At 65.9% G+C, this 13,415-nt stretch carries 12 protein-coding genes; 9 read left to right on the top strand and 3 right to left on the bottom strand.

The window, feature by feature from the left end:
- Positions 1-171 precede the first annotated feature (171 nt).
- The 7 genes from AC1DS0_RS25140 to AC1DS0_RS25110 all read left to right on the top strand — a co-directional run bounded on the left by AC1DS0_RS25140 (position 172) and on the right by AC1DS0_RS25110 (position 6,967).
- Entirely contained in the window at positions 172-1,023 is an 852-nt protein-coding gene (locus AC1DS0_RS25140; protein ID WP_476816955.1) for an IclR family transcriptional regulator, read from the top strand.
- Complete coding sequence (locus AC1DS0_RS25135) at positions 1,020-2,660, top strand: acyl-CoA synthetase (RefSeq protein WP_476816954.1); 1,641 nt, start codon at positions 1,020-1,022, stop codon at positions 2,658-2,660. The genes AC1DS0_RS25140 and AC1DS0_RS25135 overlap by 4 nt, the downstream gene beginning before the upstream one ends.
- Positions 2,657-3,514 carry a PCC domain-containing protein gene (locus AC1DS0_RS25130; protein ID WP_476816953.1) on the top strand — a complete coding sequence of 286 codons (858 nt, stop codon included), beginning with the start codon at positions 2,657-2,659 and terminating at the stop codon, positions 3,512-3,514. The genes AC1DS0_RS25135 and AC1DS0_RS25130 overlap by 4 nt, the downstream gene beginning before the upstream one ends.
- Positions 3,515-4,146: 632 nt before the next feature.
- On the top strand, positions 4,147-4,464 hold the full coding sequence (locus tag AC1DS0_RS25125) for a hypothetical protein (RefSeq protein WP_476816952.1): 318 nt from the start codon (positions 4,147-4,149) through the stop codon (positions 4,462-4,464).
- Between the two features lie 156 nt (positions 4,465-4,620).
- Positions 4,621-5,673 (top strand): hypothetical protein, encoded by a 1,053-nt coding sequence (locus AC1DS0_RS25120; RefSeq protein WP_476816951.1) that lies wholly within the window; start codon positions 4,621-4,623, stop codon positions 5,671-5,673.
- Between the two features lie 11 nt (positions 5,674-5,684).
- Positions 5,685-6,383: a C39 family peptidase gene (locus AC1DS0_RS25115; RefSeq protein ID WP_476816950.1), complete on the top strand. Its 699-nt coding sequence runs from the start codon at positions 5,685-5,687 to the stop codon at positions 6,381-6,383.
- A gap of 8 nt (positions 6,384-6,391) precedes the next feature.
- The gene (locus AC1DS0_RS25110) at positions 6,392-6,967 is read left to right on the top strand and encodes a hypothetical protein (RefSeq protein WP_476816949.1); all 576 of its coding nucleotides are present in this window, start codon (positions 6,392-6,394) and stop codon (positions 6,965-6,967) included.
- 69 nt (positions 6,968-7,036) lie between these two features.
- Here the strand turns inward: AC1DS0_RS25110 and AC1DS0_RS25105 are convergent, their stop codons facing one another.
- The 3 genes from AC1DS0_RS25105 to AC1DS0_RS25095 are packed head-to-tail and all read right to left on the bottom strand — an operon-like array spanning position 7,037 to position 10,478.
- Positions 7,037-7,399 (bottom strand): RidA family protein, encoded by a 363-nt coding sequence (locus AC1DS0_RS25105; protein WP_476816948.1) that lies wholly within the window; start codon positions 7,397-7,399, stop codon positions 7,037-7,039.
- Positions 7,400-7,401: 2 nt separating this feature from the next.
- Positions 7,402-9,738, bottom strand: a complete 2,337-nt coding sequence (locus tag AC1DS0_RS25100) for a molybdopterin-dependent oxidoreductase (protein WP_476816947.1) — start codon at positions 9,736-9,738, stop codon at positions 7,402-7,404.
- A 14-nt stretch (positions 9,739-9,752) separates the two neighbouring features.
- The gene (locus tag AC1DS0_RS25095; protein WP_476816946.1) at positions 9,753-10,478 is read right to left on the bottom strand and encodes a GntR family transcriptional regulator; all 726 of its coding nucleotides are present in this window, start codon (positions 10,476-10,478) and stop codon (positions 9,753-9,755) included.
- A 285-nt stretch (positions 10,479-10,763) separates the two neighbouring features.
- Here AC1DS0_RS25095 and AC1DS0_RS25090 point away from each other — a divergent pair, with 285 nt between their 5' ends.
- Together AC1DS0_RS25090 and AC1DS0_RS25085 are read left to right on the top strand one after the other, a co-directional pair.
- A complete protein-coding gene (locus tag AC1DS0_RS25090; protein WP_476816945.1) occupies positions 10,764-12,689 on the top strand; it encodes a TRAP transporter permease in 1,926 nt (641 codons plus the stop codon).
- A complete protein-coding gene (locus AC1DS0_RS25085; RefSeq protein ID WP_476816944.1) occupies positions 12,686-13,408 on the top strand; it encodes an aspartate/glutamate racemase family protein in 723 nt (240 codons plus the stop codon). The genes AC1DS0_RS25090 and AC1DS0_RS25085 overlap by 4 nt, the downstream gene beginning before the upstream one ends.
- Positions 13,409-13,415 lie beyond the last annotated feature (7 nt).

The raw sequence follows: 13,415 nt of genomic DNA, 5'->3' as shown, positions 1-13,415 counted from the left end.
CGCCCATCGCATCGGCATCGCCGATCACATGGGTCCACATTATGGCGATTTAGCTCGCTCGTTCCGCCTGAAACATACACGGATCGGCTGTTGTTGCAATCGTAGGCGCCGCCATCTACATCTTTAAAGCAGAAGAGAGGTCCGCATCATGGACCCAATACGGCAGAGGAAATGCAGCCCGAGTCCGTGCCGACGCCCGATCTGTCAGGCTCGCAAAGCGTCGATCGCGCCTTGCGACTGCTGGCGCTCGTCGGCCGCGAGAGCGCCTCCGGCCTGCCGCTCAGCGAGATCGTCGAGGAGAGTGGGCTGAACAAGCCGACCGTCCGGCGCCTGCTGCTGGCGCTGATGCGGGCTGGGCTGGTCGAGCAGGACGCGCGGACGCGGCGCTATCATCTCGGCGAGGAGGCCTTCGTGCTCGGCCTGCTCTCGGGCCAGCGTCATGGCCTGCTCGACCTCGCCATGGAAAGCCTTCACGCACTCTCCGACACGACGCAGGACACCAGCTTCTTCTCGATCCGGCGCGACCGCTTCGCCATCTGCCTGCATCGCGAGGAAGGCACCTGGCCGGTGCGCACCCATGCCCTCCAGGCCGGCGACCAGCATCCGCTCGGGGTCGGCGCCGGCTCGCTCGCCATGCTGGCGCTGATGCCGGACGCCGAATCCAGCGCGATGATCGAGGCCAACCGCGCCGTGCTCGCCGCGCGCTACCCGGCCTATGCGCCGGCCCAGCTCATCACCGATATCGCCCTGGCGCGTGCGCAGGGTTTCGCTCTCAATCCGGGGCGCATCGTCGCGAATTCCTGGGGCATAGGCGTCGGCGTGCGCTACCCGGACGGGCGCATCGCCGGGGCGCTCAGTATCGCCGCAATCGATTCGCGCATGCAGCCGCAGCGGCAGGAGGAACTCGGGGCGCTGCTACGCCACGAGGCACGGCAGGTCGAGACGCGGATCGCCAACATGCTCGACCGGCGGCAGGTCAAGCCGGCGCAAGACGAGATCAGAACAGTGGAGACGACGCCATGACGACGAGCGCAGCCGACGCTGAGCCCGCTGGCGGGTTGAAGCCCGTGACGACGCGGGTGATGAACCTCGCGCATTTCCTGACGCGCAATGCCCGCCGCTTCGCCGATCGACCCGGGTTGATCTGGGGCGAGCGGCAATGGAGCTGGGGCGAGCTCGACGCGGCCGCGCACGCGCTCTGCACCGCGCTGGCGGCGCGCGGCATCGGCAAGGGCGACCGCATCCTCGTCCACTCGAAGAACTGCGACGAGATGTTCGTCTCGATGTTCGCCGCCTTCCGGCTGGGGGCCGTCTGGGTGCCGACCAATTTCCGGCTGATGCCGGACGAGGTCGCCTATCTCGCGACCTCCTCGGGCGCCAAGGCCTTCCTCTGCCATGGCGATTTCCCCGATCATGCCGCAGCGGTCGCCAAGGAGAGCAAGGCGCTCGCGTTCACCTGGCGGATCGGCGCGGGCGCCTTCGGCGAGACGACGCTGACCGAGGCGATCGCCGCGCACCAGGGCAGCCACGTCCCCGATGCGGTTGTCGACCGCGACGATCCCTGCTGGTTCTTCTTCACCTCCGGCACGACCGGCCGCTCCAAGGCCGCGGTGCTGACCCATGGCCAGATGGGTTTCGTCGTCACCAACCACCTCGCCGACCTCGTGCCAGGCTCGACGGAAGCAGACGCCTCGCTCGTCGTGGCCCCGCTCTCGCATGGTGCCGGCGTGCATCAACTCGTGCTGTCGGCCCGCGGGGCGCCGACGATCCTCTTGCCGACCGAGCGCTTCGACATCGACGAGGCCTTCCGGCTGATCGCGAAGCACCGCGTGACCAACATCTTCACCGTGCCGACCATCCTGAAGATGCTGGTCGAGCACCCGGCCGTCGACCAGCACGATCACTCCAGCCTGCGCCATGTCATCTATGCCGGCGCGCCGATGTATCGCGAGGACCAGAAGACGGCGCTGGCCAAGCTCGGCAAGGTGCTGGTGCAGTATTTTGGCCTCGGCGAGGTCACCGGCAACATCACCGTGCTGCCGACCTATCTGCACGAGGAAGAGGATGGGCCGCAGGCGCGCATCGGCAGCTGCGGCGTCGAGCGCACCGGCATTCAGGTCGCGATCCAGAACGACGAAGGCGCGGAGCTCAAGCCCTTCGAGACCGGCGAGATCTGCGTGATCGGCCCGGCGGTGTTCGCCGGCTATTACGAGAATCCCGAAGCCAATGCGAAGTCCTTCCGCGATGGCTGGTTCCGCACCGGCGATCTCGGTCATATGGACGAGCAGGGCTTCGTCTATATCACCGGCCGCGCCTCGGACATGTACATCTCCGGCGGCTCGAACATCTATCCGCGCGAGATCGAGGAGAAGATCCTGACCCATCCGGCGATTGCGGAAGCCGCCGTGCTCGGCGTGCCCGACGCGGTCTGGGGCGAGATCGGCATCGCCGTCTGCGTCGCGCGCAGTCCTGTCGACGAAAACGAATTGGCCGGCTACCTCGCCGAGAAGATCCCGCGCTACAAGATGCCGAAGCGCTTCTTCTTCTTCGAGGAACTGCCGAAATCCGGCTATGGCAAGGTGCCCAAGCGCCTGGTGCGCGACGAGCTGGAGAAGCGCGGCCTGCTTGATTTCATCCGTGCGCCGGGAGCCTCGGCGTGAGGACGATCCAGCAGCCGGGACCGGCGGAGCCCGAGCGGGTGCAATGGGTCGAGGCGCGCGGCCGCAAGCTCACGCTGGAGCTGAAGCCCGGCCTGCTGCTCGATGCGATCGCTGAGGCCTTCGCCGCGCAGGGTTTCTCCAGCGGCGTGCTGCGCCTGCCGACCGGGCTCCCGCTCGCGCCCTTCGCCTATGTGATGCCGGCGCTGTCGCAGACGCCGGAGCATGCCGCCTTCTATAGCGAGACCTTCCGGCCTGATGGCGTGACGCGGATCGAGACGGGAGCGTTAACCTTCGGCGAGCGCGACGGTGCCCCGTTCTTCCACGGCCATGCGCTCTGGCGCGAGGCGGATGGCAAGCGCAGTGGCGGCCATATCCTGCCGGACCAGAGTTTCCTGGCCGAGCCGATCACCGTCGACGCAATCGGACTGGACGGCGCCGGCTTCGTCGCTGGCCATGATCCGGAGACCAATTTCAAGCTGTTCATGCCGGCAGCGCGGCCGGGCGGCGGCGCGGATGCCGGCGGCCGCTTCTTCGTGCTGCGGCTGCGGCCGAACCGCGATGTCTTCACCGCGCTGGAAGCGTTCTGCGCCGAGCGCGGCATCGCGCAGGCGATCATCCATGGCGGCGTCGGCTCGACCATCGGCGCGCGATTCACCGACCGCCGCTCGATCGAGCCTTTCGCCACCGAGATCGCCATCACGGCCGGACACATCGCACCCGGTGCCGACGGCAAACCGGAAGCGGCACTCGCCATCGCGCTGGTCGACTATACGGGCGGCATGGCCAAGGGCGCGCTCGCGCGCGGTGACAATCCAGTGCTGATGACGCTGGAGCTGGTGCTGGAGGCGCAGTAGCACTCCCTGCCCCCTGGACATGGTCGCCGCCGCAGGGGAACACGGACTCTCGTCGAGGGTTGCAGCTCGCTCCGAGCAGCTCGGGGGGGGCTCGCAGTTGGTGCGGCCTGCCGGACCGGACAATCCCGTCCGCCCAAACCCACTCGAATCCCAGAGGCTGCCGAGGATCTTTTCCATGAGCGGAACAAGCGGACCGACCAACGCCGAGATTGAGCCGGAAGAAGGGTAAGAAGGCACGCTGTTCGCCGTGTCGCGCCGTGGCCCGCATGATTGGCATGGCCCGATACACAACGTTTCAGCTCAAAACATGAGCCGCGCCCGAAAATAAGAATATGCCTAGGTTTATAATTTCATGCCCTAAGGGCACGTTTATCCAATTTAGTAATAAAAAAATCGAATTGACCTTGATTTAATATCACTTTTGCAAAAGGAATTATTGGTAGTTTAATTTTTAAATCATAAGACTTCGGTGAATTCAATTTTTATAGCTCATTCTTTTTCCAAAATAACGATAAACTCACTGAAGTCTTTCTCATATCAGATTCATTGCTTGACGCCGCAACGTCAGCAGTGTACCCAGTTATTGCAAGGTGGAACCATTCTCGCCTGTCGTGACCGCAAGGGGACCCTCGATGAAAAAGTTGTTGCTCGCCTCCGCCGCAGCGCTCGCGTTCAGCGCCGCTCCAGCCGCCGCCGACACTGCCCAGATCTTCGGCAATGCCAGCGCCAAGGTGCTGACTCCCGACGCCAACAAGAAGGTCGTCGGCAAGGGTTATTACGCTGACTACTACGGTTACTATGGCTACTACTATTCATACTACGCCAACTATTATGCGTATTATGGATACATCTACTCGAATGCGAGCTACTACTACACCGCTTATTCCTATTCTTACTACGCAACCCAGTATCTCTACAACGCCTACTACTATCAGTACTACAATTCCTGATAACTCCACCGACAGGCCGGATCGCTTCGGCTGATCCGGCTTGTTGCAATCGGTTCCGGCCTGCCCGGTGGATAGGGATTAGGATTGTTGCGTAGAACATCAGTTAGCACGGCGTGCCTTGCGGCGCGTTCAGTCGGTGTTTCGCTGGCGGTTCTGATGACCGCCAGCGTTTCTGCCTTTGCCCAGTCGAAGGAAGAGTTGCTTGAGCGGCGTATTCAGCAGCTTGAAGCACGCCTGAAACTGCTCGAGGGCGAGGTCAGCAAGCGCGAGAAGGCCAAGCCGGCCGGATCGCGGGATCGCAGCGCCGACCGGCAGCAGGCTGCGGCGAGCACGCCGGCGACCGAAGGTGCGCAGAGTGGTGGCGCGCAGCTGCCGCCCGGCCAGCAGAAGAGCACCGTCGCTCAGGAGGCATTCCTGGCGCGCGACAACATCCCGACCCTGCAGAGCAACAAGTTCGAGGTCTCGCAGAGCTTCGATTACGGCCGCGCCACCAGCTTCGTCCAGAACGATCGCAGCTTCCGCGCCACCACGACATTCCGCTACGGCATCAGCAACGATGTCGAGCTCGCCTTGTCGGTGCCGTATTTCGCCTCGCAGCGCCGAACCAACGCCTTCAGCCAGACCATCGTCCGCAATCGCTCCGGGCTCGGCGACGTCTCGGTCCAGGCCTCCGCCAATCTCTGGCGCGAAGGCGAGTGGTATCCGGGCGCCGCGCTCAGCCTTGGCCTGTCGATTCCGACCGGTGATGCGCCCTACGACCTGGTGAACCTGCGGACGGGGAACATTCCAACCGACCCGTTGGCGCTCAACCAATCGAGCGGCCATTGGGTGCCGCGCGGTTCGGTCCAGTTCTTCAAGACGGTCGATCCGCTGATCCTGTTCTTCGGTGTCGGCGCCGACTATGCCATCCCCAAGACCTTCAACGGCACCAAGATCGAGCCCGGCTACCGCATCACCTACAATATGGGCTTCGGCTTCGCGGTTTCGGAGCGGACGACGCTGGGCCTGTCCTTCAACGGCGCCTTGTCCGAGCGGCTGAAGGTCGGCGGCGTACCGGTCGCCAATTCGGTCAACGAGCTCCTGACGGCGCGCTTCACGCTGATCCAGCGGCTCGGGCAGGATTTCTGGCTCGAACCCGCAGTGACGCTCGGCCTGACCGACGACGCCCCGGACGCCGCGTTCACGCTGTCGCTGCGCAAGCGCTTCTGAGGCCGGCAGCCATGCCGCGCCCTGCCCTGACACGACGTCGCTTCCTCGGTAGCGGCGCCGCCTTGTGCGCCTCGCTCGCGGGAGGCCTCCCAGTGTGGGCCGAGGAGGCTCCGGCCCAGGAGAGCTCGGTCCGCCGGCCGAAATCCTTCCTTGACCGCCGGTTCGACGGCGTCGTCGGCCAGACCGCCGACTTCACCTGCGGCGCCGCTTCGATCGCCACCATCCTGACCTACTACTGGAACCGACCGACCACCGAAATCGAGGCGCTCGAGATCATCCGCTCGCGCTACACCGCCGAGCAGTGGAAGAATCGCGAAGGCAACGGCGTCTCCTTCGACGATCTGATCTTTGCGGCGAAGAAACTGGGCTTCCAGGCCGCCGGCGCGGAGATCGCGCTGGAGGATTTGCCGAAGTTGGCGGCGCCGGTGATCCTGCATCTCGACAAGGGCAAGTTCCAGCACTTCAGCGTGCTGCGCCGGGCCGTCTCGGAGGTCTATTACATGGCCGATTCGATCGTCGGCCAGACCGTGCTGACGCAGGCCGATCTTCGGTCACAATATACCGGCAAAGCATTGGCGATCGCGAAGCGGAAGGCCGACCTGCCGACGGGCACCGCCTTGTCGGCCGTCCGGGACGGCACCTCTGTCTCGCGAATCGTCGGAGACGTCATGCTGCGGGGCTTCGAGCGCCTGCCCCCAGCCCTGCGATGAGGACAGCCATGATTGCAAAACACATTCCCGCACTTGCTGCCGTGCTGGCGCTGTGCAGCACGGTTGCCTTCGCTGATGCCGCGGCCGCCAATGAATGCGTCAAGGTCGCGCCCGGCTCCTACAGCGCCGATCGCAGCATTTCCGGCCCGGACGCTTCCCTGCGGGCCAAGATCTTCGTCTCCGGCGGCAAGCTCCGCGAGGAAAGCTCGGGCCAGGTCGGGCCCGAGGTCAAGATCATGAACGGGCCAGGCCAAGGTACCGTGCTGTTCAATCCGGAGACCAAGGTCGGCTCGCGGCTCCCCGCCCCTCCCCATAACCGCCGCCGCGACATCAAGGTGAACTCCCAGGATCGCGGCGACGGCACCGTCGTCGTCACCATCACCGCCGACGTCAACGGCCAATTGCAGCAGATTTCGCAGATGACCTGCCGCAAGGACGGCGTCCTGATCGAGGCCCGGCATACCATTCCCGACGAGCAGGGCAATCCGAAAGGCACGCTGGTGATCCGCGACAGCAATGTCGTGGTCGGGCCGCAGCCTGCGTCGCTCTTCGCCGTGCCGGCCGGTATCAAGTTCCTCCGTTGAGGAACGACTAGCGCTCGTCGCTGGCATGAGCGGTCGGCATCCGAAGGCCGGGTGCCGAACCGGCGCCGGTCACTGCGCGGCCGTCAGGATGATCTCGACCCTGATGCCCGGATCGGCCATTTCGACCACGCCGCAGCAACGAGCCGGGGCGTTGTCGGGATCGATCCAGCGGTCCCAGACCGCGTTCATCCCGGCATAGTCGGCCATGTCCTTGAGCCAGATCGTGGCGCTGAGGACTTTGCGGCGCTCGCTGCCGCCTTCGGCCAGCAGCTTGTCAATGCGGGCGAGTGCTTCCTGCGTCTGCTGGCCGATGTCGCCGCTGAAATCGTCGGCGACCTGACCGGCGAAATGCAGCGTGCCGTTATGGACGACGACGCGGCTGCGGCGACCGTTGGAATCGATGCGGCGGATCTCGGTGGTCGACACGGCCATCCTCATTCGGCGGGTTTGACGCCAACCGGCAGGATCGCCGGCGGCGCATAACTGGTGATCTCGGGCAGCGGCCCGCGATAGACTTCGATCTCGACGAGGCAGGAATGGGCACTCGGCCCCTGCCCCAGGCGCGACGTGCCGCGATCGGGCGTCAGCACGTTCGGATTGCCATGCTTGTCGAGCGTTCCCGGCCGACCCGGCTCTAGCGGGTCGAACCAGGCACCGGTCGAGAGCTGGACCACGCCGGGCCGTAGCGCATCCGAGATGCGCAGACCGGCGAGACAGGCGCCGCGCTCGTTGAAGATCTGGACGATGTCTCCATCCTTCAAGCCGCGATTCGCGGCGTCCTGTGGGTTCATGCGCACCGGCTCGCGCCCGGCGATCTTGCTGTCGCGGGCGTGACTGCCATGGTCGTACTGGCTGTGCAGTTTGGTCACCGGCTGGTTCGAGATCAGGTGGAGCGGGAAGCGCTCCGCCGCCGGCGCACCGAGCCATTCCTGCGAGGGCAGCCAGGCGGCGTGGCCCAGGCAATCCGCGTAGCCGAAGCCGGCGATCCGCTCGGAGAAGAGCTCGATCAGTCCGGATGGTGTCGCGAGCCGGTGAGCCTGCGGGTCGGCGCGGAAATCGGCCAGCAGTGGCTTCACCACCTCCGGCTCCGGCAGTAGCGTCACGCCCTGGCGCCAGAAGCTGTCGAAATCGGGGATATCGAGATTGGCCGCAGCGATGCGCTGGCGAGCCAGCCCGTAGAGTTGGCGCAGCCAGCTCTCCTCGTCGCGTCCCTCGGTGAAGGCTTCTTCGACACCGAGCCGCGCGGCGAGGCCGGAGAAGATCGCATAGTCGTCGCGCGCCTCACCGGCCGGCTCGACCACCTTGTGCGAGGCCGCCAGCATCAGGTCGCGATTGGCGCAGACAATGTCGTTGCGTTCGAGCTGGGTGGTGGCGGGCAGGACGATGTCGGCATGGCGGGCGGTCGCCGTCCACCAGGGCTCATGCACGATGATCGTCTGCGGCCGCTGCCAGGCTTCAACCAGGCGGTTCAGGTCCTGATGATGGTGAAACGGGTTGCCGCCGGCCCAGTAGACCAGCTTGATGTCGGGATAGCTCCGGCGTTCGCCGTTGAAATCATAGGCGCCGCCGGGATCGAGCAGCATATCGGCGATGCGCGCGACAGGAATGAAGTCGGCGATCGGGTTGTCACCCTGCGACAGCGACGGCCAGGTGATCTCCTGCGCGGCATTGCCGACGCCGTTGACCGAGCCGTAGCCGAAGCCGAAGCCGCCTCCGGGCAAACCGATCTGGCCGAGCATGGCGGCAAGGGTGATCGCCATCCAATAAGGCTGCTCGCCATGGTCGGCCCGCTGCAGCGACCAGGACATCATGATGAAGGTCCGCTTTGCCGCCATGCTGCGGGCGAGTGTGCAGATCTCATCGGCCGGAATCTCGCAGAGCGCCGCAGCCCAGTCCGCCGTCTTCGGCGTGCCGTCGGCCTCGCCGGTCAGATAGGCCTCGATCCTCTCGAAGCCGGTCGTGCAGCGCGCCAGGAAGTCGCGGTCGTGCAGGCCTTCGCTCAGCAGCGTGTGGCAGAGGCCGAGCATCAGCGCGACATCCGATTGCGGGCGCGGCGCCCACCATTGCGCGCCAGCCTCCAGCGCGGTGTCATCGCGGATCGGGCTGATCGAGACCAGCTCCGCGCCTTTGTCCCGGCAGGCCAGGATGCCCTCGCGCAGCGCGTGGCGGCTGAGCCCGCCAGAGGAGACCTGCGCGTTCTTCGGCGAGGCACCGCCGAACATCACGATCAGCTCGGCATGGCCGGCCAGCAGCCGCCAGGGCGTATGGCCGCTGGCGAGCCCCCTGCGATCGCCGATCACATGCGGCAGGATCGTGTCGGCGGCGGCGAAGGAGTAATTCTGGACCGAGCGCGTATAGCCGCCGATCGTGTTGAGGAAGCGGTGGACCTGGCTCTGCGCATGGTGGAAGCGCCCGGCGCTGGCCCAGCCATAGGAACCGCCATAGATCGCGGCATTGCCGTGATGGCTGCGCACCCGGTCGAGTTCGCCTGCGACCAGCGCCAGCGCCTCGTCCCAGCCCACTTCGACGAAGGGCTCGCCGCCGCGCCCTTCCCCGCCGGCGGCATGGCCGCGCTCGAGGAAAGAGCGTCGCACCGCCGGCCGCAGGATGCGGGCCGGGGCGGTGCGCGCTTCCAGCATCGCGGAGGCGATCGGCGAAGGATCGGGATCGGCCTCGAATGGGTCGAGCGCGACGGGGCGGCCCGCCTCCATTCGCACCCGATAGGTGCCCCAATGCGTCGCCAGCGTCTGTCGTTCGGGCCGCGGCAGCATCTCGTCCTCCCGCGCTAGAGCTCGGCCACGGCGGGCGCGGCGGCGCTCTCCTGCTGCGCCTCGAGCAGGTCCAGCGCGCGCCAGGCGCTGGAGAAATGCTCGACCAGCAGCCGCCCGAGCAGCGCGCCGTCACGCTTGTCGAGCGCGTCGATGATCGCCTCGTGCTGGTTGCTGACGAAGGTCCAGTCCTTCTGCTGCATGATCGCGAGATACCGCACCCGGTGCAGGCGCAGATTGAGCTGGCCGTGAACCTCGATCAGCGAGGCATTGCGCGAGGCTGCGATGATGCGCAGGTGGAAAGCCTGGTTGGCCCGGAAATAGGCGAGCTTGTCACGCCGCTCGAAGGCCCCGACCATCTCCTGCTGCCAACGATGGACAGCATCGATGTCGCCCTGCTCCGCACGCTCGCAAGCCATCTGGCCGGCCAGGCCCTCGAGCGTCGAATAGACCCGCAGCAGGTCGCGCAGTTCCACCACGCTCGGATTGGCGACGGTCGCTCCACGGTTCGGGTGCAGGTCGACCAGCCGCTCGACCGCAAGGATCTTGAGGGCGTCGCGCAAGGGCGTGCGCGACACGGCGAGCTCCAGCGAGAGCGGCTGCTCGCGGACCCGCTCGCCCGGCTTCAATTCGTCATGGATGATCAGCTCGCGCAGATGGGCGGCGATCTGCTGGGGCAGCGGCTGAGCCGCGACCCGTCGCGCTGAGGCTTCCAGCATCGGCATGCTGAACGGCACCGTCACGTTCCCGCCTCCATTCCTGCGCCGCTCCCGGCATCCGCGATTCCCTGCAAGATCATACTCGCTCTCCAGGCAACCGGGAGTTGTCCGCAAGAACGGACGATCCGTTCGGTGCGGAGAAATTTTTTCCGAAAATTGCGCGTCAAAGAGAATTGACGACACGAAACTTAGCTGTCTTGATTATTGCATGCAATCGACAAAATCAGAGGCGCGTCAAGTCCGACGTCCTTCCTCAGGTTTCGGTCGGTGCATGTCCGGCATGGCGGCTGCGCTCGGGGGCAACGAACGATGCGGCGGATAGACGGAATTCCAGGCGTCCTTCTCGGCCTGTGGTCGGTGGCTGCGGTACTGGTCCATCTCTACTTCGCCGGTCGCGGCTATCCGGAACCGCTCGAGCTTGCGGCGATCCATCTGGCGCTGTTCGTGCCGCCGGTCTTCCTGCTGTTTCCGGCGACCGAGCACTCGCCGAAGAACCGGCCGAGCGTTCTTGACCTCGTATTGGCGGTCTGCGCCTTCGTGCCGAACGTCTACATCTACCTGAACCAGGAGCAGATCTACGAGCGCACCAGCTTCATCGATCCGCTGACGCCAGTGCAGTACGTGCTCGGCACGGTGATGGTCGCGACCGTGGTCGAGGCGACGCGCCGCTCGATCTCCTACACGCTCGCCAGCCTCGTCGTGGCGGTGATCGGCTACATGGCGATCTGCCATCTGCTGCCGGGCGCCTGGTATTACCGCGAGCTTCCTTTCGCCCACATCACCGAGATCAACTTCCTATCTGTGGGCAGCGGCCTCTACGGCTCGCTGACGGTGATGAGCGCGACCATCGTCGCCTCCTTCCTGATCTTCGGCTCGCTGATGCAGGCGAGCGGCATGAGCCGGCTCTTCGGCAATTTCGGCGCTCTCACCGGCGGGCGCTTCACCGGCGGGCCGGCCAAGGTCGCGGTGATCTCCTCGGCCCTGTTCGGCACGATGAGCGGCTCATCCGTGGCCAATGTCGTGGTCACCGGCTCGATGTCGATCCCGCTGATGAAGCGGCTCGGCTTCCGCCCGGTCTTCGCCGCCGGTATCGAGGCGGCGGCGAGCGTCGGAGGGCCGCTGGTGCCGCCGGTGATGGGGGCTGCCGCCTTCATCATGTCGGAGATGATCGCCGTGCCCTATTCGGCGATCATCGTCGCGGCGGCGATGGGCGCAGCGCTCTACTACATCAACATCCTCGCCGCCGTTCACTATGAGTCGAAGAAGCTCGGCATCGGCGCGATCCCGCGCCACATGCTGCCCAGCCTGTCCGACCTCGGGCGCGACGCCCATCTCATCCTGCCTCTCGCCGTGCTGGTGACGCTGATGATGATGCGCTTCTCGCCTTATCTCGCCGCCTTCTGGGGAACGATCGCAACGGTCGTAGTCGCAGCGCTGCGCAGCCACACTCGCATGGGGCCGCGAGCGCTCTTCATCGCCCTGCGCGATGGCGGCTTCCTGATCTCGATGATCGCGGTCGCCGTGACCTCGGCCGGCATCATCACCGCGGCGCTGACCGCGACCGGCCTGCTGCTCGCCTTCACCGGCATGATCAAGGCGGCGGCTGGCGGCTCGCTGCTGCTGCTGGCCGTGCTGATCGCCGGCACCTGCCTGTTCCTCGGCGTCGGCATCCCGACCACGCCGGCCTACATCATCACCGCCGCGATCGGCGCGCCGCTGATCGCCGAGCATGGCGTGCCGCTGATCGCGATCCATCTCTTCATCTTCTACTTCGCCGTTCTCGCCGACGCCTCGCCGCCGGTCGCGCCCGTGGCCGACGCCGCCGCGACCATCGCCGGCGCCCCGCCGATGACGACCGGCTGGTATGCCTGCCGCTTCGCGCTCGGCGGCTTCGTCACCGGCATGGCCTATATCTACGAGCCCGGCCTGATCCTTGAGGGCTCGCTCTTCAACATCATCTCGACGGCGATCGCGCTCGCGACCGGGCTGGTGCTGATCTCGGCCGGCCTCGTCGGCTACACCTGGGGGCCGCTGCCGGCCTGGCTCCGGCTCGCCTATGTCACCGCCGGCAGCCTGTGCTCGCTCGCCTACGTCGTGCCGGTCTGGCAGCGCGGGCTCGCGGGCATCGCTTTGGTCGGCGCCACCATCCTGATGAGCCGCATCGCGAGCGCGCGCGGCACTGCGCCCGAACTCAAGCCGGCGCTGGTCAGCCATGCCGAAGGAGAACTGCGTTGAACGAGCGGAAGAAGACCTATTACGGGGTCAGCGTCGGCATCCTGATGGTGCGCTCCTATTTCGAGCGCTTCCTCGGCGATATCGGCCATGCCGGCACCTGGAACTTCCCGGTGCAGTACCGCATCGTCCATGACGCTATCCCCGCGCGGATGACCGACCTGCACAATGTCGACCTGCTCGACAAGTTCAAGGCGGCGGCGCAAGAGCTGATCGACGCCGGCGTCGACGGCATCACCACCACTTGCGGCTTCCTCTCGATCTACCAGCGCGAGCTCGCCGAGTTCTGTTCCGTGCCGGTCGCGACCAGCGCCCTGCTGCAGGTGCCGATGGTCGAGCGCTTGATCCCGGCCTCGAAGCGCGTCGGCGTCCTCACCTACAACGCGGCCTCGCTGAGCGGGCGCTATTTCGAGGGCGTCGGCGTCGCCGCCGACACGCCGGTCGTCGGCATGCCGCAAGATAGCGAGTTCGTCCGCTCGATCCGCGACGGCGACAACAGCGTGCCCTTCGAGACCCTGCGGGCCGAGGTGCTGGGGGCGGCCGGCCGGCTGCTGCGCGAGAATCCGAACATCGGCGCGATCGTGTCCGAATGCACCAATCTCACCCCTTACAGCGCCGATATCGTCGAGACGTTCGGCGTGCCGGTCTATGACGCGGTGTCGCTGGTGAACTGGTTCCATGCCGGCTTGCGGCCGCGCCGCTTCCGGCAGGACGAGCGCTGAGGCGCTG

It is taken from the genome of Allobosea sp. P4_H5, assembly GCF_056400825.1.
Note: the sequence above shows the minus strand (reverse complement) of the source record. Positions and strands in the feature narration are given on the sequence as shown.